Source organism: Spirosoma harenae (assembly GCF_054776975.1).
In genome coordinates this window covers 52,089-74,198 of sequence record NZ_BAAHBD010000010.1, presented here as the reverse complement: position 1 = coordinate 74,198, position 22,110 = coordinate 52,089, and the positions used below count along the sequence as shown (strand labels likewise).

19 protein-coding genes are annotated in these 22,110 nt (G+C 46.2%); 7 read left to right on the top strand and 12 right to left on the bottom strand.

What is annotated here, in order from left to right; all coding sequences use genetic code 11:
• Positions 1-67: 67 nt before the first annotated feature.
• From ACYVE4_RS14220 to ACYVE4_RS14200, 5 genes are all read right to left on the bottom strand, one after another.
• Entirely contained in the window at positions 68-562 is a 495-nt protein-coding gene (locus tag ACYVE4_RS14220) for an NADH-quinone oxidoreductase subunit B (protein WP_461040802.1), read from the bottom strand.
• Between the two features lie 4 nt (positions 563-566).
• Positions 567-992, bottom strand: a complete 426-nt coding sequence (locus ACYVE4_RS14215) for a hypothetical protein (RefSeq protein ID WP_461040801.1) — start codon at positions 990-992, stop codon at positions 567-569.
• A gap of 110 nt (positions 993-1,102) precedes the next feature.
• Entirely contained in the window at positions 1,103-1,570 is a 468-nt protein-coding gene (locus tag ACYVE4_RS14210) for an NADH-quinone oxidoreductase subunit A (RefSeq protein WP_461040799.1), read from the bottom strand.
• Positions 1,571-1,583: 13 nt separating this feature from the next.
• Positions 1,584-2,195, bottom strand: a complete 612-nt coding sequence (locus ACYVE4_RS14205) for a porin family protein (protein WP_461040798.1) — start codon at positions 2,193-2,195, stop codon at positions 1,584-1,586.
• Positions 2,196-2,322: 127 nt separating this feature from the next.
• Entirely contained in the window at positions 2,323-2,883 is a 561-nt protein-coding gene (locus ACYVE4_RS14200) for a YqgE/AlgH family protein (RefSeq protein WP_461040797.1), read from the bottom strand.
• A gap of 197 nt (positions 2,884-3,080) precedes the next feature.
• Between ACYVE4_RS14200 and ACYVE4_RS14195 the strand changes: the two genes are divergently transcribed.
• Both ACYVE4_RS14195 and ACYVE4_RS14190 read left to right on the top strand, forming a co-directional pair.
• Positions 3,081-4,316 (top strand): sulfite oxidase, encoded by a 1,236-nt coding sequence (locus ACYVE4_RS14195; protein ID WP_461040795.1) that lies wholly within the window; start codon positions 3,081-3,083, stop codon positions 4,314-4,316.
• 53 nt (positions 4,317-4,369) lie between these two features.
• Entirely contained in the window at positions 4,370-4,780 is a 411-nt protein-coding gene (locus tag ACYVE4_RS14190; protein WP_461040793.1) for a hypothetical protein, read from the top strand.
• Here the strand turns inward: ACYVE4_RS14190 and ACYVE4_RS14185 are convergent.
• Both ACYVE4_RS14185 and hemA read right to left on the bottom strand, forming a co-directional pair.
• Entirely contained in the window at positions 4,777-5,370 is a 594-nt protein-coding gene (locus tag ACYVE4_RS14185; RefSeq protein WP_461040791.1) for a DUF4230 domain-containing protein, read from the bottom strand. The two genes, ACYVE4_RS14190 and ACYVE4_RS14185, sit on opposite strands and share 4 nt — an antisense overlap.
• 153 nt (positions 5,371-5,523) lie before the next feature.
• The gene (gene hemA, locus ACYVE4_RS14180) at positions 5,524-6,816 is read right to left on the bottom strand and encodes a glutamyl-tRNA reductase (protein WP_461040789.1); all 1,293 of its coding nucleotides are present in this window, start codon (positions 6,814-6,816) and stop codon (positions 5,524-5,526) included.
• Between the two features lie 239 nt (positions 6,817-7,055).
• Between hemA and ACYVE4_RS14175 the strand changes: the two genes are divergently transcribed.
• Positions 7,056-8,252, top strand: coding sequence for a sensor histidine kinase (locus ACYVE4_RS14175; RefSeq protein ID WP_461040787.1), 1,197 nt, complete (start codon positions 7,056-7,058; stop codon positions 8,250-8,252).
• Here the strand turns inward: ACYVE4_RS14175 and ACYVE4_RS14170 are convergent.
• Positions 8,249-8,791 carry a hypothetical protein gene (locus tag ACYVE4_RS14170; RefSeq protein WP_461040785.1) on the bottom strand — a complete coding sequence of 181 codons (543 nt, stop codon included), beginning with the start codon at positions 8,789-8,791 and terminating at the stop codon, positions 8,249-8,251. The genes ACYVE4_RS14175 and ACYVE4_RS14170 overlap by 4 nt on opposite strands.
• A gap of 38 nt (positions 8,792-8,829) precedes the next feature.
• Here ACYVE4_RS14170 and ACYVE4_RS14165 point away from each other — a divergent pair, with 38 nt between their 5' ends.
• On the top strand, positions 8,830-9,933 hold the full coding sequence (locus tag ACYVE4_RS14165) for a LuxE/PaaK family acyltransferase (RefSeq protein WP_461040783.1): 1,104 nt from the start codon (positions 8,830-8,832) through the stop codon (positions 9,931-9,933).
• A 67-nt stretch (positions 9,934-10,000) separates the two neighbouring features.
• Here ACYVE4_RS14165 and ACYVE4_RS14160 read toward each other — a convergent pair whose 3' ends face one another.
• Both ACYVE4_RS14160 and lacZ read right to left on the bottom strand, forming a co-directional pair.
• Positions 10,001-11,152, bottom strand: coding sequence for a sigma-54-dependent transcriptional regulator (locus ACYVE4_RS14160; protein ID WP_461040781.1), 1,152 nt, complete (start codon positions 11,150-11,152; stop codon positions 10,001-10,003).
• Between the two features lie 199 nt (positions 11,153-11,351).
• Positions 11,352-14,627, bottom strand: a complete 3,276-nt coding sequence (gene lacZ / locus ACYVE4_RS14155; protein WP_461040779.1) for a beta-galactosidase, LacZ type — start codon at positions 14,625-14,627, stop codon at positions 11,352-11,354.
• A 139-nt stretch (positions 14,628-14,766) separates the two neighbouring features.
• Here lacZ and ACYVE4_RS14150 point away from each other — a divergent pair, with 139 nt between their 5' ends.
• Positions 14,767-15,714 carry an alpha/beta hydrolase gene (locus ACYVE4_RS14150; protein WP_461040777.1) on the top strand — a complete coding sequence of 316 codons (948 nt, stop codon included), beginning with the start codon at positions 14,767-14,769 and terminating at the stop codon, positions 15,712-15,714.
• A 112-nt stretch (positions 15,715-15,826) separates the two neighbouring features.
• Here the strand turns inward: ACYVE4_RS14150 and ACYVE4_RS14145 are convergent, their stop codons facing one another.
• On the bottom strand, positions 15,827-16,357 hold the full coding sequence (locus ACYVE4_RS14145) for a DUF2911 domain-containing protein (RefSeq protein ID WP_461040775.1): 531 nt from the start codon (positions 16,355-16,357) through the stop codon (positions 15,827-15,829).
• A gap of 84 nt (positions 16,358-16,441) precedes the next feature.
• Between ACYVE4_RS14145 and ACYVE4_RS14140 the strand changes: the two genes are divergently transcribed.
• On the top strand, positions 16,442-16,918 hold the full coding sequence (locus tag ACYVE4_RS14140) for a hypothetical protein (RefSeq protein ID WP_461040773.1): 477 nt from the start codon (positions 16,442-16,444) through the stop codon (positions 16,916-16,918).
• A 116-nt stretch (positions 16,919-17,034) separates the two neighbouring features.
• Here ACYVE4_RS14140 and uvrB read toward each other — a convergent pair whose 3' ends face one another.
• On the bottom strand, positions 17,035-19,056 hold the full coding sequence (gene uvrB / locus ACYVE4_RS14135) for an excinuclease ABC subunit UvrB (RefSeq protein ID WP_461040771.1): 2,022 nt from the start codon (positions 19,054-19,056) through the stop codon (positions 17,035-17,037).
• Positions 19,057-19,683: 627 nt separating this feature from the next.
• Here uvrB and ACYVE4_RS14130 point away from each other — a divergent pair.
• On the top strand, positions 19,684-22,110 hold the full coding sequence (locus tag ACYVE4_RS14130) for a TonB-dependent receptor (RefSeq protein WP_461040770.1): 2,427 nt from the start codon (positions 19,684-19,686) through the stop codon (positions 22,108-22,110).

Below are 22,110 nucleotides of genomic sequence, written 5' to 3'. Positions count from 1 at the left end.
GCCGGAACGGTTCCAAGTTCTTCATTTAATCGTACAACTTGACACCTAGAGCCTAAAACATTGAACATTATTTCTCGGAAAGCGGATGTTCGGTTCTGATTTTTTCCTGTAGCTTCAGAAAACCATCAATCAGCGCTTCGGGACGCGGTGGACAACCCGGTACGTACACATCCACCGGAATAATGCGATCAACGCCTTTCACGACGTGATAACCGTGCTGCCAGTAGGGACCCCCACAATTCGAACAAGATCCCATCGAAATTACGTAGCGAGGTTCAGCCATCTGCTCATACAGGCGCCGTATTCGGTCGGCCATTTTGTAGGTTACCGTACCCGAAACAATCATAATGTCGGACTGGCGAGGGGAGGGGCGAGGAAAAATACCAAACCGTTCGAGATCGTAGTTAGAGGCCATCGCACCCATCATTTCGATGGCACAACAGGCCAACCCAAACGTCAGCGGCCATAGCGATTTCTCCCGCGACCAGTTCAGAAGATCTTCGGAGTGCATTAGAATAACACTGGCTTCACCTGATTTATCAGATACGGAATGTGATGTCATAAACTTATTTGATAAAACTCCGCTGGTATCGTAAACTAAAAGGCTCCAATTGGCGCAACAAACTGATTTCAGGGTTAGCCACATCCAGCGGGCGAATGACTCGGCGGGTTAGATTCCCTACCGCTGCACCAACTAATAGACCGCCCGCTGCACCGCCAGCCGCAGCAAACGTTAAGGTTATACCGTAACCAACAGCGCTACTGGGTTGATTTCGTTGCAACGATCTATAGGAGGCATAACCCGCGGCCAACCCGCCAATGATAGCCCCTGTAACCACCGCACTTTTTCTGCTATTCCGGCGAAGCACTATTTTTCGAATCCGATTGAGTGGAAGCGGATCACCCAGTAAATGACCTCGTGCATTCGTCAGGTAAAGTTCCGTTTCTGTCACATTGTCCAGCAAACCTTTGATGTGTTCTCCGGTCTGCATGGTAACTCTCGCCCGATAGACATCAAGCGCGAGATGCTGAGCATATAAAGTAGCGGGTAATGAGCTAGTAAGAAATATGATCAGCCAGAAACAGGGTAGCTTAAAGAAGCTCAACGTTTGTAACGTTCATTTATCTGTTGATACAAATGCGCTGGAACTTTGGTTTCGGTCGTCGGAATTTTGGGCTGCGGTTTCACCCAGTCGAGATACCCTTTGGCCCATACATACGCGAGCCCTAAAGCCAGAATGACGATGAACAATATAGCTTCGGTTAAGGCAAACCAGCCCCACAGACCATCTGTAGCCTCAATGAGTTGTTTCTGGCCAAATACCGTTGCCCAAGGAAATAAAAACGCAAGCTCAACATCAAACAGTACAAACACCAGCGCTACAACATAGTAGCGAATATTGAACTGCACGTTCGCATTACCAACGGGTTCTTCGCCGGATTCGTAGGTGCTATTTTTCTCCACATTCGGCTTATTGGGCCGTAATAATCGGGCCACAAAAAGCACGATAGCAATGAACGCAAAGGCGGCCAGAATAAACAGGAGAATAAAGCCGAAATCGGAGAGCATATGAATCTATACCTTATTTTTTCTTCTTTTTCGGATACAGATTGTAGACGACAGCAATCTGTAGATTCCGATTGTAATAAGCGGCTGTAGCCTCGGGCGATACGTTGGTCAGGCCGTAGATGAATCGGGCATGCAGACTGAATTTGTTGAGCATATCCAGAAAATCATAATGCGCTCCCACTACTACGCCTACGTCGTTATTCGAACCAGGGCCACCGGTTTGCCCAGCATTAAGAGCATAACTAAATTCGCCACCCGCCTGTAGCGTTAACCCTTCAGTCGGAATATAACCTAACAGGAGTGGCAGACTAGCGTAGTAATAAGAAATACCTGTTGTGGTACGGGTACCATTCGACTGTTCCTGCTGAAAATTACCACCCCGAATGGAAAGTAGCGCTTCGGGCTGCACAACAAAGCGATTATATCGATAGCGGTACATAGCCCCCAGGTGCGGCTCCAATGTACGGTGGGGTATATTCGAGGTAGCGCCAGAAATAGATATCTGCGTGAATGAGGCACCGAGTTTTAGGCCAAAGTGCCCACCGATAGGTTTGTTACTTTGCGCCTTAGCGATAGATGATGCAGTTATGAAAACAGTAAAAAGTAATAATCGATAGATAGACATACAGAACGACTGAAAGGAAGTTAACCTTTCGATAACGATTTTTATCCGAAACGTCGGACCGCCACAAAATTGGTGAAAAAAAGTTAAGATGCCCCTGTTTGTGTTGTTTGGGGACTGTCAAAAAATGTTAATTCAGTCGTGGATCAACAGGATAGTGGGCAATAGATTTGTATTCGCCCCCCATTCGTTTCAAAACACCCCGCCAAAACTCTTTCGTTGGCGTATCGAATAGAAATTCAGCGTTTATACGACTGATAATCCAGGCTTTCTGACTGAGTTCGTTGTCCAATTGGCCTTCACTCCAGCCCGAATAGCCGATAAAAAAGCGAGCGTCGCGTTCGGTCAGCGTTCCTAAATTGACCGCTCGCTTGATCTGATCGAAATCGCCACTCCAATAAAGCCCGTCCAGTACCCGGATGGAGCCATCGATTAAATCAGGCCGTCGGTGAATGAAATGAAGCGTGTTTTGCTGAACGGGCCCACCGACATATAAGGGTAGATCGGTGTGAATTTCTTCGATCACGTCGCTCAGATGAATGTCGGTCAACTGGTTCAGTACCAGCCCGAACGTACCCGCCTGATTATGCTCGCAAACCAGCACAACACTACGTTCAAAATTATTGTCGCCCATAAAAGGCTCAGCAATCAATAAATCTCCATTCGATACAGAAGTTGGGGGCGTATTCATAGCACATCGAGTAAATATCAGATTTATGGGTAAACGCTTTTTCGGGACCTATATTCCTTAAAATTTCTTAAACTACTCAAAACCTGGTTAATGTGTATACCCTTGCAGCAGGAAGTTAGATTTCGGCTTCAGTGATGCATTTGTCAGTACGGTTTAGTCCGCGAGAACGTTATTTTTACGGGATCAAAAAAGAAGCCATGGAAAAGCAGATACATAACAGACGGGATTTTCTTCAAAAAAGCGCATTGGTTACGTTTACCGCTCTGGTGGGTACTGAAGTCGTTTTTGCTGAGAATATGCCGTTGGATCATACGCCATTATTCGCAGATGTTGATCCGTTGAAAGGAAAAGTGCCTGATATGAAAGTGTTGGGCGATAAACCCTGGAATGTTGAAGCGCCTGTTCATCAACTAGATGACGCTATTACGCCCGTCGAAAAAATGTTCATTCGGAATAACGGACTGATTCCTTCCGAAGCAATCAATCGCGATACCTGGATACTGACGATAAACGGGGAGTCTGTAAAATCGGCAAAGACATACACCATCAATGACTTAAAAAAACGCTTTCAAACCCATACGTATCAGTTGGTGCTGGAATGTGGAGGCAATGGTCGGTCGGGATTCGAGCCGCAGACAACAGGCAATCCGTGGGATCAGGGAGCCGTAAGTTGTGCGGAATGGACGGGAGTGCGGCTTAAGGATATTCTGGCCGATGTTGGGCTGAAAGATGATGCGGTTTACATTGGTTATTATGGAAAAGATCCGCATTTAAGTCAAGACCCTACCAAAGTAGCTATCTCACGGGGTGTTCCCATTAAAAAAGCCCTCGAAAATGAAACGTTGATTGCCTGGGCAGTTAACGGACAGGATATTCCATTAGCGCATGGTTTTCCGTTACGGCTGGTGGTTGGTGGGTGGCCAGCATCGGTATCAGGAAAATGGCTTCATACCATTGCCGTTCGGAATAAGGAACACGATGGCGCCAAAATGGAAGGACACAGCTACCGAATGCCGATTCGACCTGTGCAGCCCGGAGAGAAAATTGCAGAAACACCTGCGAATTTCCGAATTATTGAATCAATGCCTGTAAAATCGCTCATCACCTATCCGAAAACGGGGGCTATGTTCGATCTGAAAAAGCCGCTTGCTCTACGGGGGCATGCCTGGGCGGGTGACCGAAGCGTTGCCGAAGTGCAAACGTCTATTGATTACGGCGCTACCTGGCAAAAAACCAAACTACAACAGCCCAAAAATCGATTAGCCTGGCAACATTGGTCGACTGAAATCTCGTTTCCACAAGCGGGTTATTATGAAATTTGGGTTCGGGCAACGGATAGTAATGGAACGACTCAACCGATGGTCATACCACAATGGAATCCGGGGGGATATTTAAACAATGCCTGCCACCGTATTGCGGTTAAAGCAACCTAGTTTTACAGACCTAAAAGGTTTCCAAAACCTTTTAGGTCTTGATTAGAAAAGAAATGAAGACTGTAAAAGCTATCTTTTTTATTGGGTTTATCGTAGTAGGGCTGGCCAGTTTCCAGACAATCACTACGGTCCCTCAGGCCCAGCCCGCAAAGTCTTATATGGCTGACACCTTAACAATTGATGCGGAAAGTGGATTGGTCAATGATGCAAATTTGATGATGGTGAAATCGCAATGCACAGCCTGTCATTCGTCGAAACTCATTTTACAGCATCGATTTACGCGGGCGGGTTGGCTGGAGCGGATTCGATGGATGCAGAAATACCATAAACTCTGGGACTTAGGCGAATCCGAAAAGGTAGTGCTTGATTATCTCGAAAAATACTACGGACCATCTGCAATACAAGCTAGAACGGCTTTCCGACGGGCTCCGCTGAAAGATGTTCAGTGGTATAAATTGAACTAGTTTTTAAAGACTATCCCTACTTTTTTACCTGAAATTCGCTCCAATAACGGACGTAGCATCTGATTGGCGTTCTGACGAGTTTGATCTAAAATACCACCATTCAGCGCCGATTCTTTAACCTGTCGTTCCGCTTTTCGATACGCATCGCTCACCAGTTGCGATTGATCCAGAAACGAGAATCGCGTATCGTACACTCGCGATCGATCGTGGTTGATTTTCCAGGTACAGAGCTCAGGTTTAGGGAGTTGAACTGTAATCGAATCGTTATCTATGGCAATATCAGTAGCTGTGATTTTGGTAAGATCAATACAACCCGTTGCTTCGCCTTCAACAATCAGGATGGCATTGGCATTTGGCAGAAACGTATTCACTTGCTCATGCTCAACAATGTCTTTGAAGGTGTATTTGACTAGTTCCAGTTTGCCTAGTGACGTAATTTCTTTCAGAACAATACGCTGAGTCGTGTTATCACCCCGCCGGAAGCGGCTCATTAAACTATTGCCGCGAATTTGCTCCCAAATAGCAATCAGACCCGCAACCAGTACGGCAATTAAAAATAAACGAAACAGAGCATTGATGAGTCGGGTCATGAGTATAGGCTATTCCGGATTTGTTGGATAGATAACGTAAAAAAGGCCATTGTGTGCAAAGTAGTTTTCCATCCGATAGTGTAAAACAAAACCTCCCAAAAGCCTATCACTTTTGGGAGGTTTTGTTTTGTAAGTCGCTATCAATTATCAGCTTTAATAACTATGCTTTGCTTCTTCGACGGATTGCTTTTCCAAATCGAACAAATCATTCAGCACGTCGATCAGCGTTTCGGCTTCGCCCCGTTTGCAGGCTGCTTTGAGCTGCAAGACGGGTAGCTTGATGATTTTCTGCATAATCCCCTTCGTAATCTTATCGATTTTCTCCGACTCGTCGGGCGTAAGGTGTTTCAGATGACGGGCAATTTCATCGCGACGAATTTGCTCCAACGCGTTTTTGAGTTTGTTGATCGTGGGTGATACAACCATCTCTTTCGACCAATCGCCAAACTCACCAACAGCTTGCGATACAATCGCTTCAACCTGAGGAATAGCCGCCAGCCGCTGTTGTAATGCTTCATCAGCGCGGTTCCGGATATGGTCGATATTATAGACCAGCACACCTGGAATTTGCTCGACAGTCGCATCGACACTGCGCGGTACTGATAAGTCGATGAAGTATTTGAACGTCAGTACGTCAACGTTCTTTAAGAGTTCGGGTGTAATCAGCGGATCATCCATCATTACGGATGAGATAATCACATCGGCCCGGCGAATTTCGTCTGTTAAATCTGCAAAATCAGCTACCCGGAAACCGCACTGCTGAGCCAATGCTTCGGCTTTGCTTTGGGTACGATTGCAGAGGGTAATATTGGCTGGGTTGCTGCCAGTCCGCGCTTCGAGATTCTTACAAACATCCGTACCGATCTCGCCCAGACCAATGACCAATATTGATGGATTATTGTGTTCACCAACTAACTCGTCGATTAACTCGACAGCGGCATACGAAACAGAAGCGGCTCCATCGCGGAATGGGGTTTCCTGCGCAACTCGCTTATTGGTAAAGAAAATCGTGTGCATCAACCGATGCAGAAATGGACCTGCCATGTCCAGATCTGCCGACCACTGATAAGCTTGCTTCACCTGATTGGGAATCTGCATATCGCCGACTACCTGTGAGTGCAAACCAACGCATACTTCAAAAAGATGCCGGACAGCCTGATCGTTGGCATCGAAAAACTGGAAATAAGGCAAATAGTTTTCAGTATCGGTCAGCCCTTTTTCGATGAGTAATAATCTGGCAATTTCGGTATTCAGATCCTGCTCAAAGGCATAATAAACTTCTGTCCGATTACAGGTCGATATAACCAGCAAATCACTTAACCCAAAAAAGTCCCGCAGTCGAAGCATCAGCCCTTTGGCTTCATCTTCGTTAAGTGCAATTAGTTCACGAACTCGCAGGGGAGCCATTTTGTGCGATAAACTAATTGCTTTGAAGGTATCTAACATGGTAATAAATCACCTTTATTGGCTTACAGCCTCCACAAAATTACGGCATAATTATGGTATATGAATACGAGCTAAAGAACCGATATGCTATTTAGAACGAGTCCAAACAGATTTCTAAATTCTTTATTCCATCCAATTCAAATTCGTAACATTTGTAGGTTGCGAGACGTTCCGATATGCACGTTTAAACCACTTTTGTCGTTTACAGGTAAAGCTGAAAATACCGCCAGCAAGACCACATGCTGAAGTCATTTGATATTTATAATCAGAATAATATTCTGAAGATTATTATGGCCGTTAACCTACTTCTGGTTGGAACAGGGTCATTACTGTATACAAGAAGATTGATTCTGAAACTGGAAGATCGTGAAAAACAATACGTACAGCTGTATGTGAAAGCGATTGAATATTTATACAGTTCGAGTCGTCCTAATATTGATAATGGAGATATAACCTTTGTAACGAGCGAAATCCTCCAGGCAAATAAAGCCATCCCGGTGATTTATCTGAATCACAACAATCAAATTGCTGGTGAACAGAATATCGATACAACAGGCGTTCCTAAAGCGAACCTGGAGTCCTTTTTTCGACAGAGAATTGCCCAGATGCGTCTAATTCATGAGCCAATCACTGTTGTGATGCCTGACGGTCAACGGGGATTGGTTTATTATGAAAACTCGCAGGTACTGCGGCAGATTAATTACATACCGTACGCGGTGATTGTGATCCTGACAGCGCTGGGGATTTTAGCTTATCTGGCCTTTAGCTCCTCGCGCCGAGCGGAGCAGAATCGGGTATGGGTTGGCTTGGCGAAAGAAACGGCTCACCAATTAGGTACGCCAATGTCATCGCTGATGGCCTGGGTAGAGTATATGCGTTCTGATCCAGCCCAGTATGATGCGTCGATCACGGATGAAATCGAGAAAGATGTGCAGCGTCTGGAAACGATTACGGCTCGCTTTTCAAGTATTGGTTCCATTCCGACACTAACAGAGGAGAATTTGAATGAGGTGGTCCGGCAATTTACGAATTACCTTTCCCGGCGAATCTCAACCAAGGTGAAAATGAGCTTTACCAGTCAATTTCCTGCCGATCAGGTAGTTAAAATCAATAAATTGCTGTTTGAATGGGTGATCGAAAATATCTGTAAAAATGCGGTTGATGCCATGAAAGGCGTTGGCGAATTACGACTCAATATTCTTCCGTTACCAAATCAGGAAGTGGCTATCGATATTACCGACACTGGGAAAGGAATTTCTAAGGCTAATATGCAGAAAGTGTTTTCGCCCGGATTCAGTACTAAAAAACGGGGCTGGGGACTGGGGCTTACACTAGCCAAACGAATTGTAGAAGAATACCACGACGGACAACTCTTCGTCAAAAGCTCAGAAGTGGGCAAAGGAACAACCTTCCGAATCGTTTTACACGCAAACTAATTTAGATAGGGTAGGGTAATTGTGTCGGTTTCGACTACGTTACTGATATTCAGGTCGCGGTCCCGAATCCGGATCTGAAACTTGGTTGGGTAAAATGTGTTAACTGTACCGTAGATAAATTTCTGATTGAAATCTAGCGTGCCTTCAATGGGGCCTTTGGGCTTCGCTTTTGCCAGATCTGGGAATAACAGGAAATTGTTAATGGGCAGCTTGTATTCAACATATTGCTTATTGATCAGGCGAAAGGTCCGGATTTCATAATTCCCCCAGCCACCACTAGATACATAGCGGAGCGAATCAGCTTTGGCCAGTGGATTATCATTACCCAGGTTACCATCTCCATCCTTAAAGCCAACAGTAAGCACAATCGAATCCCTCTTCGCGGCACCTACTCCTTTGCCAGGGGCAAGCGTATATTTAAATAGTCCTTTAAATTCAATTTCAGGAGTATTAGAGTAATTTGGTTCGTTGAAGCAGGCTGATAAAGTCAGACCAATTCCGACTACGAGGAGATAAAGGTGAATTTGTTGCCGTCGCATACTGTTGTACTCGTTGTGCAATAAACGCTTTTGTTACTTTGTCTTTTTCATTAACATTCTCTGCCGAAGCCGCTTCACCTCGGCAATCACTTCGTGAGCAGATTCTGGCGCTCAGTCTGGAGATTCCAGACTATAAGGCCTTTGAATCGTTGGCTCTAGCGGTTTTTCGCTATCAGGCAATACATAATCCTATCTATAGAGACTATTTATATCATCTGAAAATCAGCCCTGAACGAATCAACGATCTACATCAGATTCCGTTTATGCCGATTGGTTTCTTTAAGAAACATACCGTTTTAACCGGCGTTGATCTAGGTTCTGCTTCAACAGATTCAACCACGCTTACGTTTGCCAGTAGCGGTACTACTGGCGATCAAACCAGTAATCATATAGTGCCCGATACGGTGCTGTATGATACCATCAGTTCCCGAATTTTTGAGCAGATATATGGTTCCCTTCAAGACTTTCATATTCTGGCCTTGCTGCCGTCTTACCTTGAACGAAATAACTCCTCGTTGGTGTATATGGTTCAGCAATTTATAACCAGAAGCGGTCGATCGCAAAAGGGCCCCAATGCTTCTGGTTTTTATCTGAATAATCATGCTGAGCTTACGGAACGATTGAAGCAACTGACGCAAGAGGCCGATTCTAACAAGATTTTACTTATTGGCGTTACTTTCGGATTGCTGGATTGGGCCGAATCCGAGCCTGACTTATCGTTTCTAGGGAAATCTGATAAACTGATTGTGATGGAAACGGGAGGGATGAAAGGGCGCCGACATGAATTGTTGCGGGAGGAAGTGCACGCAATACTTAGTCAACAATTGGGGGTGTCAATGGTCCATTCTGAATATGGTATGACCGAATTGCTTTCGCAAGCTTATTCAATGGGTAACGGTATATTTCAACCTGGTTCAACAATGCGTATTCTTATCCGTGACATCAACGATCCGTTCTGTATCTATCCCAACGATTATACGCGCAGTGGCGGAATTAACGTCGTCGACCTGGCCAATCTGGACTCCTGCTCGTTCATTGAAACGCAGGATTTAGGGCAATATGTTGGCAACGAAGGGGCGTTTCGGGTAATCGGCCGATTTGATAATTCCGATGTGAGGGGATGTAATTTAATGATTGATTGAATTGTTGACTGATTGAATGGTTTACGCATACTTTATTCAATCAGTCAACAATTCAATCAATCATTACCTACGCGTATGATTTTACGTCTTCCAGTGATATTTCGTCACCACACATGATGACTAATCGCTCAATGACGTTCCGTAACTCCCGAACGTTACCCGTCCAGGGAAGCGACTGTAGATGGTTCATAGCCTCATACGTCAACGTTTTGGGTGGAGCACCGTATTCCGTAGCGATATCGTGCAAAAATTTATCCGCTAGTAATGGAATATCGACCCGACGTTCGGCTAGTGGCGGCACGTTGATCATGATCACACTCAGCCGGTGAAATAAATCCTCGCGGAAATTACCGTTTACAATTTCCTGACGAAGGTCTTTGTTGGTAGCGGCAATGACTCGCACGTTGACTTTGATTTCCTTATCACCCCCAACCCGGGTTATTTTATTTTCCTGTAATGCCCGAAGCACTTTCGCTTGTGCTGAGAGGCTCATATCACCAATTTCATCGAGAAAAAGTGTTCCGTTATCGGCCTGCTCAAATTTGCCTACACGCCGGGCAGATGCTCCTGTAAAGGCACCTTTTTCGTGGCCAAATAACTCGCTTTCAATCAGTTCACTCGGAATGGCAGCGCAGTTTACTTCAACTAAAGGTTGATTGGCCCGGCTGCCTTTTTCGTGGATCTGTTTGGCAACCATTTCTTTACCAGAGCCATTGGCCCCTGTTACCAGAACCCGTGCTTCAGTAGCCGCAACCCGATTGATGGTATCCTTAACTTTCTTAATTGGATCAGATTCGCCAACGATTTCATTAAGCTTATAGATGCGCTTTTTGAGGGTTTTGGTTTCCTGAACCAGCTTAGCCCGCTCAATAGCGTTTCGAACCGTAATGAGCAGGCGATTCAGATCGGGTGGCTTGGTAACAAAATCGAAGGCTCCGCGCTTAGTGGCTTCAACAGCATTTTCGACATTGCCAAAGGCCGAAACCATGACAACCTGGGTGCTCTTTTCGGCTTCACTGACTTTGGCCAGTACTTCCAGACCATTCATTTTAGGCATCTTAATGTCGCATAAAGCCACATCGTAACTGCCTTTCAGAATCATATCCAGCCCTTCTTCACCGTCTTTCGCTTCGTCAACATCGTAGCCTTCATATTCCAAAATATCGCGTAGCGCTGCCCGAATCGGTTTTTCGTCGTCCACGATAATCAGTTTGGCCATACAAGTAGGGTAAGTTTAAACTATGGGATTTGTAGAAGCCCGAAAATAGGTGATTTTATATCGGTATCCGTTATGCTCACGACTAAATTTGATAAAATCCCTTTCTTTTTTCATAAAATAAAGGTGATACTCATCAGTAGCGTTTTTCGAAATTCACCTAAAAATCAGAAAATGAGCTTGGTAGCAATCCTTGACGAAACTATTGTCGTGGTAACAACAGATTGATCGCTTCGGTAATGTTGGTTCGCGAATCGACCGGCCGCATACGAAAAGAATACGAATAGGGTTTAGTTGCCGGAAGTAGAAATTCCGGATGAACCCGTGGCGACCAACTATCATCACCACCCAGACCCATCTGCGCCATATCGACATTTACGACCACAACATTGCTACGCTCAACTTCCTGTGTTTCGGGTTTCCTGGCATTCAGCAGTGCATCATCTGTGTAGTCACGGGCATTGATGTTCAGGAGTGGGCCCGTGGGCAGGTCGCTCATAATTAGCAATCCTAATCCCATTTCGTCGGTCAGTTTGGTCCAGCGAACGTCGGTTTTGTTTCCATTTTCCTGAGCCATTATATACGGGAAAAACTGGTCGGCGACTTTGGATTCGTAGCGACCAATTTTAGCCGCATCTTTCCGGTCGGCGTAGCTTTCAAAAGGACCGCGCCCATACCAGGTCAAATTGGTAAAAGTAGGCAGGATCTGAAATTGCATACCAACACGCGCCAAAGGAGGCAGACTGCCCGAAGGCGTGTATGTCGTATTGACCAGTACATCACCTGTACCGTAAATCGTATAATCCGTCTGTTGGCGAATCGTGCTGCTATTACCTGCCCATTCGTTCGTACAAGTGATCTGTACCAGTTGTGGGCGCGATTCGATTTTGATATCAACAGAGTAAAATTTGGCCGTATCTAGACCCGCTTTGCGCCAACTGGTGGCAAACGATCGCTCTTTGCCTCCTTCATCATTATCGGTAGGCACTCGCCAGAAACTAGGTTGTAGGCCTCTTACAAGAATATTTTTTCCTTTGTAAAACCACTGGCTCATAGCTCCACTGGCTTTATCGAACACGATGGCAAAATCCTTTCCACGAACCGTAATCGTTGTGGTCGATGAGGTTGCTTTTACGGGCGGAATCCGGTTCATGCCAATGACAGGTTGCGTTGGCGAATCACTTTTGACTGGAAATTGTCCGGATGCTACTTCATGCCCGGCAGATGCCCAACTCGTTGCCTGTTTTAACCGAACACTGATGTTTAGAAAATACTCGCCAATTTGAGCTGCTCGTTCCGCCAGTGCTGCCAGAGAGGGGCGCGCATTTCCGTCGATCAAGCGCGTGTCAACTACGGCGTTCAGGCGAACAGGTAAGGTCACTACCTGCGTTTGTCCCGGTTTCGCGACTAAATTCGTTTCGGCCCCCCGTTGTACAACTTCGCCATTCCGGATGAGTTCCCATTCTAATCTGAAGGGTTCGAGCGATTGGAAATCATACGTATTTCGAACATTCACTTTAACTGGTTGCCCGGCCGATAAGGCAGTTGGCGTTGTTAATTTTATGTACTGATAAACCAGTTTTACCTCCGCTATTTCGGGCTGAGGAGTTCGGTCGGGATTTACTAGACCATCGCCCGCATTGGCGCCATCGATGTAATTGATATGATCGGTGAATTCTTTACCCGCTTTATTCTTTACCCGAAGCCCCTGGTCGACCCAATCCCAAATGAAAGCTCCCTGTAAACGAGGATATTTATCGATAGCTGCCCAGTAATCTTTAAGGTTTCCTACGCTATTGCCCATACTATGCGCATATTCACAGACAATGACGGGTCGGGCCGGGTCCTTTTCCATGAGTTTCAGCATGTCATCAACGGATGGATACATAGTTGAAATAATGTCGAAACTAGTTAACGACGTGCCATTGTAAGGCTGCCGACCTTCGTAGTGAATGGGGCGCGTTGGATCGATTAGCCGCATAATATCGGCCATGTCTTTAAAATTCTGGCCCATCCCCGTTTCATTTCCCAGCGACCAGATGACAATGCAAGCATGATTTTTATCCCGCTCGACCATCGCTCGGCCGCGAGCAACGAATGCATCGCGCCATTCGGGTTTGGCCGCTGGCGTTTGGCCTTTTCCCCATAAGTCGTGGCTTTCGATATTAGCTTCGTCAATTACATATAGACCGTATTCATCACAGAGATCGTACCAATCCGTAACGTTGGGGTAGTGAGACGTCCGAACAGCATTGATGTTATTCTGTTTCATCAACTTAATGTCTTGTATCATGGATTCCCGGCTAATAACCCGCCCCGTATTCGGATCAAATTCGTGTCGGTTAACGCCCTTGTAAGTAACAGGTTTACCATTGAGCAGCAGTTGCCCATTTGCCAATGCCATTTCCCGGAAACCAATTCGCTGACTGATTGCTTCGGTTACTTGCCCATCGGCTCCAATGAGTTGAATACTTAATGTGTATAGGCTTGGCGATTCGGCACTCCAAAGAGCAGGGGCTTTTATTTCTTTTGTTAAGCGGAAAAGCCGTTCCTGTCCAGTATCGGTTGCATTGTCGGAGTTAATCGTTTCGGAAAATATAACCGTTTTCTGGGAATCATAGAGTGTAGTCCGAAACCGATAAATGGCTGGCGTACCTACTACATTCAACGCTCGAACATAGGCCGTAAGTTTAAGCGTTGCATTCTGGAATTGATCGTCCAGATCCGTCACAACGGCCAGATCGCGTAGGTAGGTTTTGGGGGTGCTAATCAGGCAAACATCCCTAAAAATGCCCGAAAGACGCCAGAAATCCTGATCTTCCAGATAACTTCCATCCGACCAGTTAATGACTTCAACTGCCAATAAATTCTCGCCCGATTTTAATTTATCGTTGATCAGGAACTCCGCCGGAGTCATACTATCTTCATGATAACCCACCAACTGGCCATTCAGATACACACGGCAAGTTGATTGAACGCCCGCGAAATGCAGAAATATGTTCCGGTCCTGAAAACCAGCCGGGGCAGTAAACCGAACTCGATATAATCCAACGGCGTTTGTATCGGTTGTAATACGAGGAGGTGTGGCCGGAAACGGGTGTTTGATATTGGTAAAAATAGGCCGGTCATAGGGTCGGCCTTCTTGGGCACCAACGACCTGCCAGTTTGAGGGAATAGGCAGATTATCCCAATTCTGATCGTTTAGCGACGGTTGGTAAAAGTCAACGGGTATTTTACTCGGATGTTTCACCCAGCGGAATTTCCAGATACCATTCAGTACACTAACGTTGGGCGATGTACGCCAGTCTGTTGCGCTTAAAGCCTGCTGTTCAGAAGGGAAGGGAATTAAGGTAGCATGGGGTTTCTCCGTATTCTGACTGATTATCTGCGGATCTTCCCAATCGGCTAACGTTTGCGCCTGATTGACTTTTATTGTTAAAACTGTTAAAAAGAGGAATAGGTATAGGCGTTTGTGCATCGTAAACACGTTTATTTTATGACACAAGCGGATGATTTGGGTTAGACTACTGAGCGAAGCCGATGCAATTTAGGCCTTTGCAATGGCTACCAGCTAAATTTCGCATAAATTTAAACCCCTTTCACTGCCTTTTACGCCAATGCCCATACGTAGTTTTATAATCAGTACGTTCCTGACCGTTCTGGCTTTAACAGCATCAGCCCAATCGCGCCGACGCACGGAATTGACAACTCCGCAAAATACCGGACCTGTTCCTGTTGTGGCAGCTCCGCAGACGCGCCTTCTGGAAAGTCTGGTCTTTAATAGTTCGTTGATGAATCAGCAAGTTAAATTCTCGATTTACCTGCCTCCCGACTACTATACCTCGAACCGTCGCTATCCGGTGGTTTATCTGTTACATGGGCTGGGTGATAATGAAACGAGCTGGATACAGTTTGGGGAGGCTGATCGAATTGCGGATGAAGGAATTAAATCCGGCGAATTCCCTCCGATGATTATTGTGATGCCTAATGCAGGAACGACCTGGTATGTCAATGATTATCAGAATAAAATTCGGTACGAAGATATGTTTGTGCAGGAGTTGATTCCGCACATCGATTCGATGTTTCGAACGCGTACACAGCGGGAATTCAGAGCACTTTCGGGGTTATCGATGGGGGGGTATGGGTCTTTGATGCTGGCTATGCATCACCCCGAATTATTCACTGCTTGTGCAGCTTTGAGTGCAGCCGTTCGTACTGACGAAACATTTGCCAGCATGCCGGATGAGCGGTACAACACGGTTTTTGCTCCAATTTTCAGTGGGCCTGTCAAAGGTGAGGAACGATTGACCCTAACCTGGAAGCGAAATAGTCCTATCACGTTAGCTCGTTCGGCTCCCGAGAGTGATTTAACAAAAGTGCGCTGGTATCTTGACTGCGGGGATGATGACGCGCTGACAGTCGGAAATGCGATGCTGCACTTATCTCTGTTAGAGCGGAAAATTCCACATGAATACCGCGCTCGCGATGGTGCTCATACCTGGTCCTATTGGCGGACGGGTTTGCCCAATGCGCTAAAATTCATCGGTACGAGCTTTCATCGTTAATAGACCGGGATTTAGCGGATTTTGGGATTAACCTGATTTTGCTTGATAGTGATTCTCTGAAGCGAAAACAAAATCAGGTTAATCCCAAAATCTGCTAAATCCCGGTTCTGAATTACTCTCTTTTTTGAATCGGTACAACCGCTTCGGTTTCATCCCAGGCCAGAATCATATCTGTACCGTTGGGTGATGGAGCAAACGTAATGTAAAACTGTTCGGCCATCGGGCTATGTTTACGCGATACAATTGGCACGCGTAAAATGTCTTTGGTTTGGTCGTAGTTGGTTCCCCATTGGCCTGTCTCACCGTTGAAAATTGCAATCCAGCCATCCTGTGAGGGAATCGTCCAAAGCGTGTATTCGCCTTTATCTAAAGGTTGCCCGGCGACAATCACATTTTGATCGAAATCGATTAACGTAGCTTCGTTAGCCCCTGTACGCCAGACTTTTCCGTAAGGGACCAGTCCACCAAAAATCTTACGCCCTTTTTTATACGGCTGGCAATAATCGACCTTAATTTTTAGTCCATTCTGGTCAACCTGCGCGATCGCTTCCGGACTGGCTGACTTCGTCCATTTACTAAACGAGAATACGCCAATTAAGACGACGGCGGCAATAATGCCAAGAATGACCAGAATACGTTTCATCGCTACGAGGTAGTTTTAAGTTGACAGACTGCTAAGGTAATAAGATTTTGTAACTTGCGGGTTCTTTTATGTTGATATCGCCGAATGTCTGACACCCGCAATTATAAGCTCGTTTATCCTGATCCGGAAGATTATTCTGGAGGATATGTTGAAGTGCACCGTACGCATAACTCCCACGAAGCTCAACAAAATATTGAAACCGCTATTTTGCTAGCAAAGTTAGGTTATCAGGTACGTTTATTAGCCATTGATACAGCTTTTCGCACTCCGGATGCTTATTTATTAAAAGAACAGATTTATATCGAATTCAAGCATAACCAAACGCCTACTGTTGGAGCTGTTGATAATGAGATTAGGGATGCGCATGGACAGGCTAACTATATTCTGATTAACATTCAGAGTTCTATTGACCGGAATAAATTGATATGGGCTATTAAAGACCGACTTAAGAGAACTAGTTCTCAGAAAATAAAGGAACTCTGGCTGATCTGGAAAGGTGAGCTTTTCCGGCTAAAACGGAAGGAGATTTTCGATGGCACTATTAGCCGTAAAATACAATGAGGTAATGCTATCCGGCCGGTCGCATTACCTCAAGGAAGGGTCGAGGATCTCTCCCCAACCGTTGCAAATGTAATTAAATACTTTCAATTTGTAATCATTTAATTACAAAATCGGGACTACGCCGTCTCTTTCTTCAGCTTGTCTCGTAACTGAAATAGTTCGTCGCGCAGACGGGCGGCTTCTAGGAAGTCGAGGTCTTTGGCCGCTCTTTCCATTTTAGATTGCGTTTCAACAATCATTTTTTCCAGGTCGCCTTTGCCCATGTATTGAACCACCGGATCGGCCGCAATTCGAATTTCTTCGGGTTCGACATAGAAGTGCTTCACTTTTGAGTCGGCCACTTTGGTTTGACCCATAATGGCCTCGCGGGATTTTAGCACGGTAGTTGGCGTAATACCATTATCGGTATTGTATTCCATCTGAATTGCCCGGCGACGGTTGGTTTCATCGATGGCTTTCTGCATAGAACCCGTAATTCGATCGGCATACATAATCACTTTCCCGTTCGAGTTTCGAGCGGCTCGACCAATGGTTTGAATCAGTGATCGAATGTCGCGTAAGAAACCTTCTTTATCGGCGTCCATAATTGCAACTAACGATACTTCAGGCAAATCAAGGCCTTCGCGCAATAAGTTAACCCCAACCAATACATCGAAATTGCCCAATCGTAAATCACGCAGAATTTCGACGCGATCCAGTGTTTTCACTTCAGAGTGAATGTAGCGGGTTTTGATACCTACCCGATCCAAATATTTCGTCAATTCTTCAGCCATGCGCTTGGTCAGTGTGGTAACGAGCACGCGCTCACCACGTTTTACCCGCGTATCAATCGATTCGAGTAAGTCGTCAATCTGATTCAGGCTTGGCCGAACTTCAATTTCAGGATCGAGTAACCCTGTGGGGCGAATTAATTGTTCGACGACAACGCCTTCGCTTCGGCGGAGTTCGTAGTCGGATGGCGTTGCGGATACATAAATGGTTTGCCCCGATAAATCCTCAAATTCCTGAAACGTCAGTGGGCGATTGTCCAGCGCTGAGGGAAGCCGGAATCCGTAATCGACTAGGGCGGTTTTTCGGGAACGGTCACCGCCCCACATCGCCCGAATCTGTGGAATCGTTACGTGACTTTCATCGACAACTAACAGATAATCATCCGGGAAATAATCGAGCAGACAGAATGGACGTTGACCAGGTTGCCGTCGATCAAAGTAGCGCGAGTAGTTTTCGATGCCCGAACAATACCCTAACTCTCGCATCATTTCGAGGTCGAATTCAGTTCGTTCCTGAATTCGGCTGGCTTCCTGTTCGCGAAATTCCGATTCAAAATAGCGTATCTGAGCAACCAGATCATCCTGAATTTGATGAATAGCACCTTTAAGCGTATCGCTGCTGGTAACGAAAAGATTAGCCGGGAAAATCGTCACCAGACTTTCCTCCGAGAGTTTTTTACCCGTCGATGGATCAATCCGTTGAATGGTTTCAATTTCGTCGCCAAAGAATATGACACGGTAAGCAAAGTCAGCATAGGCGACGTATAAGTCCACCGTATCGCCTTTAACCCGAAAATTGCCGCGACCAAATTCAGCTTCGGTTCGGCTATAGAGAATGCTCACCAACTGATGCAGAAACTGATTGCGGCTCATCCGTTCGCCAACCCCAATCCGAACCACATTATTCTTAAATTCTTCGGGGTTGCCCATACCATAAATGCAGGAAACCGAAGCTACTACGATAACATCGCGCCGACCACTCATCAGCGATGACGTTGCCGCCAGCCGAAGCTTGTCGATTTCTTCGTTGATGGCTAGATCTTTTTCGATATACGTATTCGTCGTAGCGATATAGGCTTCCGGCTGGTAGTAGTCGTAATAAGAAATGAAATATTCGACTGCGTTTTCGGGGAAAAACTGCTTGAATTCGCCGTAAAGCTGCGCTGCCAATGTCTTGTTATGGCTCAGAACGAGTGTCGGGCGGTTGGTTTTAGCGATCAGGTTAGCTACCGTGAATGTCTTACCTGATCCCGTCACCCCAAGTAATACCTGCGATGGTTCACCTTCGTTTACGCCTTTTACAAGTTGGTCAATCGCCTTAGGCTGATCGCCAGTGGGCTGAAATTCTGAAGTTAATTTAAAGTTCATCAGTGCCGTTTAGAATCTGGACAATTTACGAAAAAGTGGCCTGTTTTGCAAGGAGGGTTTTTAAAATAACACCTCTAAATGACAATTTTTAGTAAGGTAATTGTGGGCGCATTCACTACCTATTTTCAGTAATGGAACGAGGATAGATTAGCTAATCCAATAGCTCAGCCAGAAACGAGTAGGTTTCGGCTCATTGATGTCATGTTTACCACGTTTGACAACATTTTTTGATGTATTCATTAAGTTATCCCTACTACATTCCATTCGGGATTGTTTAAGCTGGTAGTACCCATTAATAGTATTCATGACTAACCTTCTTTTCACAAGTTTACGCTTACTAATTCTTGCCGCGCAGTCCCGGCCACTTGCCTGCCAACTGAATAATACATTCTTCGGTTTACCCATCCGCTGCCCAGTACATTCCAGGTGCTTACCATAAAATGTGCCTACACCAGCGTCAAACTGGGTGTAAAGGGGAAGTGTGCCTATCTGCTCCTGTCGTGTTTATAACCGGTCTGACAACACTAACCGCCAGCAGTGTTGGTTAGCTAGCCCAAACGTTTCCTATTGGCTCATGCCAATCAACAGCCTGTCCCCTTGAAGCAGGGACCTTACTCTATACGTATTATGCGATCTTTACTTTTTGCCATTGGATCTTGGCTGATCCTCAGTTTCCTGTTACCTCAATCTGGCTTTTCCCAGTCATCCGCAGACCGAGTCACTCTCAGCGGTTATGTGCGTGAGCTGGGAAGCCAGGAAGCCCTGATTGGCGTTAATGTCTATTTGCCCGGTACGGCCCTGGGCACCACCACCAATACTTACGGATTCTACTCGTTGACCTTGCCCGCTCAGGATAGCTTACAGCTAGCTTACTCCTATGTTGGCTATCAAACCCATCGACAGACCATTCCGTTTCGGCAAAATACTACGCTGACTATCCTATTAACACCCGGCCGGTTGTTAGCCGCTGTCGATGTGAAAGCAGGCCGTTCGGAGGAAAAAGTGAGTGAACAGCTTCAGATGAGTCAAATTGACCTTCCGGTTGCGCAGATCAAGCAAATCCCCGCCATTATGGGCGAAAAAGATGTGTTAAAGGTACTCCAGCTACTACCTGGCGTTCAGAAAGGGTCGGAAGGCCAGACAGGTCTTTACGTACGGGGTGGTGGCCCTGATCAGAATCTGATCATTCTGGATGAAGCCACTGTTTATAATGCCAATCACTTGTTCGGTTTTTTCTCGGTTTTCAACGGGGATGCGCTCAAAAGTGTCGAACTTATCAAAGGCGGGTTTCCCGCCCGGTATGGCGGCAGGCTCTCATCCGTTATTGAGCTGAACATGAAAGATGGCAATAAAGAGCGATTACACGGCGAGGGAGGAATTGGCCTGATTGCCAGTCGACTGACCCTGGAAGGCCCCTTCACCAAAAACAAAAAAGGCAGCTTCCTGGTCTCGGCCCGACGCACGTATCTGGACGTGCTGATGGCCCCAATACTGGCTGGTCAGAGTGACAACAAAGGGAAGGGGGGCTACTATTTTTATGATGTCAATGCGAAAGCCAACTACGATTTTGGGCCAAAAAACAAACTTTATCTGAGTGGCTATCTTGGTCGTGATCGGTTTTACGCTAATGATCTCGCGTCGAATAATAGTCTCAGCTGGGGCAATGTGACCGGTACGCTCCGTTGGAATCACTTGTTTAATCAGAAACTTTTTTCCAATCTCTCCCTTATTTATAGCGATTACCAGTTTCAGATTGCGTCCGATGAACGCTTGTCCGAGACGCTCAATTCATCGCTGCGTTATTCATCAGGCGTTCGGGATGTATCTGCTAAGTTCGATGTTGATTATTATCCGTCGGCCCAGCACTCCATCCGCCTTGGGGCCCAGATGGTCTTTCACCAGTTTACCCCGAGTGCCCTCATCGTCAACAATCCCGCAGCGAACGCATTCAACTCATCGGTCAATACCATCAAGGCCCTGGAAACGGGTGTTTATGTGGAAGATACGTGGCGGCCCAGCCAGCGGTGGCGCATCAATGGTGGAGTACGGCTGAGTTCGTTTACGCAGCAGACGGCGCATTATTGGCGGCCCGAACCCCGACTCTCGGCCTCCTACCAGATTCGTCCTGCGCTAGCTGCTAAATTCTCCTACGGTGCTATGAATCAGTATATCCATCTGCTTAGCAATACGGGTATCGGTCTGCCAACAGACCTCTGGGTACCCACTACGGACCGGGTGAAACCGCAGCAATCTCAGCAGCTAGCCATTGGTTTAGCGACCGATTTTGCGGATGACTTTGCCCTGGGCAAGGGGTTTGCCTTAACGGTGGAAGGCTATTATAAGTCGATGCGGAATCTCGTTAACTATAAAGAAGGCGCCAGCTTTCTGTTGATTGATGATCCTAAATCGACGGAAAACGTTGACTGGCAAGATAATGTAACGACCGGTAAAGGCTGGAGTTATGGAGCCGAAGTGCTGTTTCAACGCAAAATCGGTCGATTATCGGGCTGGGTCGGGTACACTCTTTCCTGGACAAAGTGGCAATTCGCCGACTTAAATGCGGGCAACCCGTTTTATCCCCGCTACGACCGGCGGCACGACATCTCATTGGTTGGGATTTACAAACTAAGCCCACGGATTACGCTGTCGGCCACTTGGGTATATGGTACGGGGAATGCGCTCACTTTACCCCTCGCCAGTTACTCGGCGTATGGTAATGACCCCGGTTTGCAGACGGTCTTTGATGTTAAGGGATCGCCTTATTTTATCAGTCCTTTTTTTGATGGTGGCACTAAGGTGAACGAGTACAGCCCGCAGAAAAATAATTTTCGGGCGGAAGCCTATCACCGGTTGGATCTATCCCTCCAGTTTCATAAGCAAAAAAAGCACCATGAACGAACCTGGGAATTCAGCGTATATAACGCTTATAATCGCTGGAATCCATTTTTTTATCGAATTGAGCCTGTCTATTCGGGTGGCTCAAGTCCCGTTGGTCTCTTCCGTTACTCGGTATTTCCCATTCTTCCATCCATCAGCTACAATTTTAAATTCTAA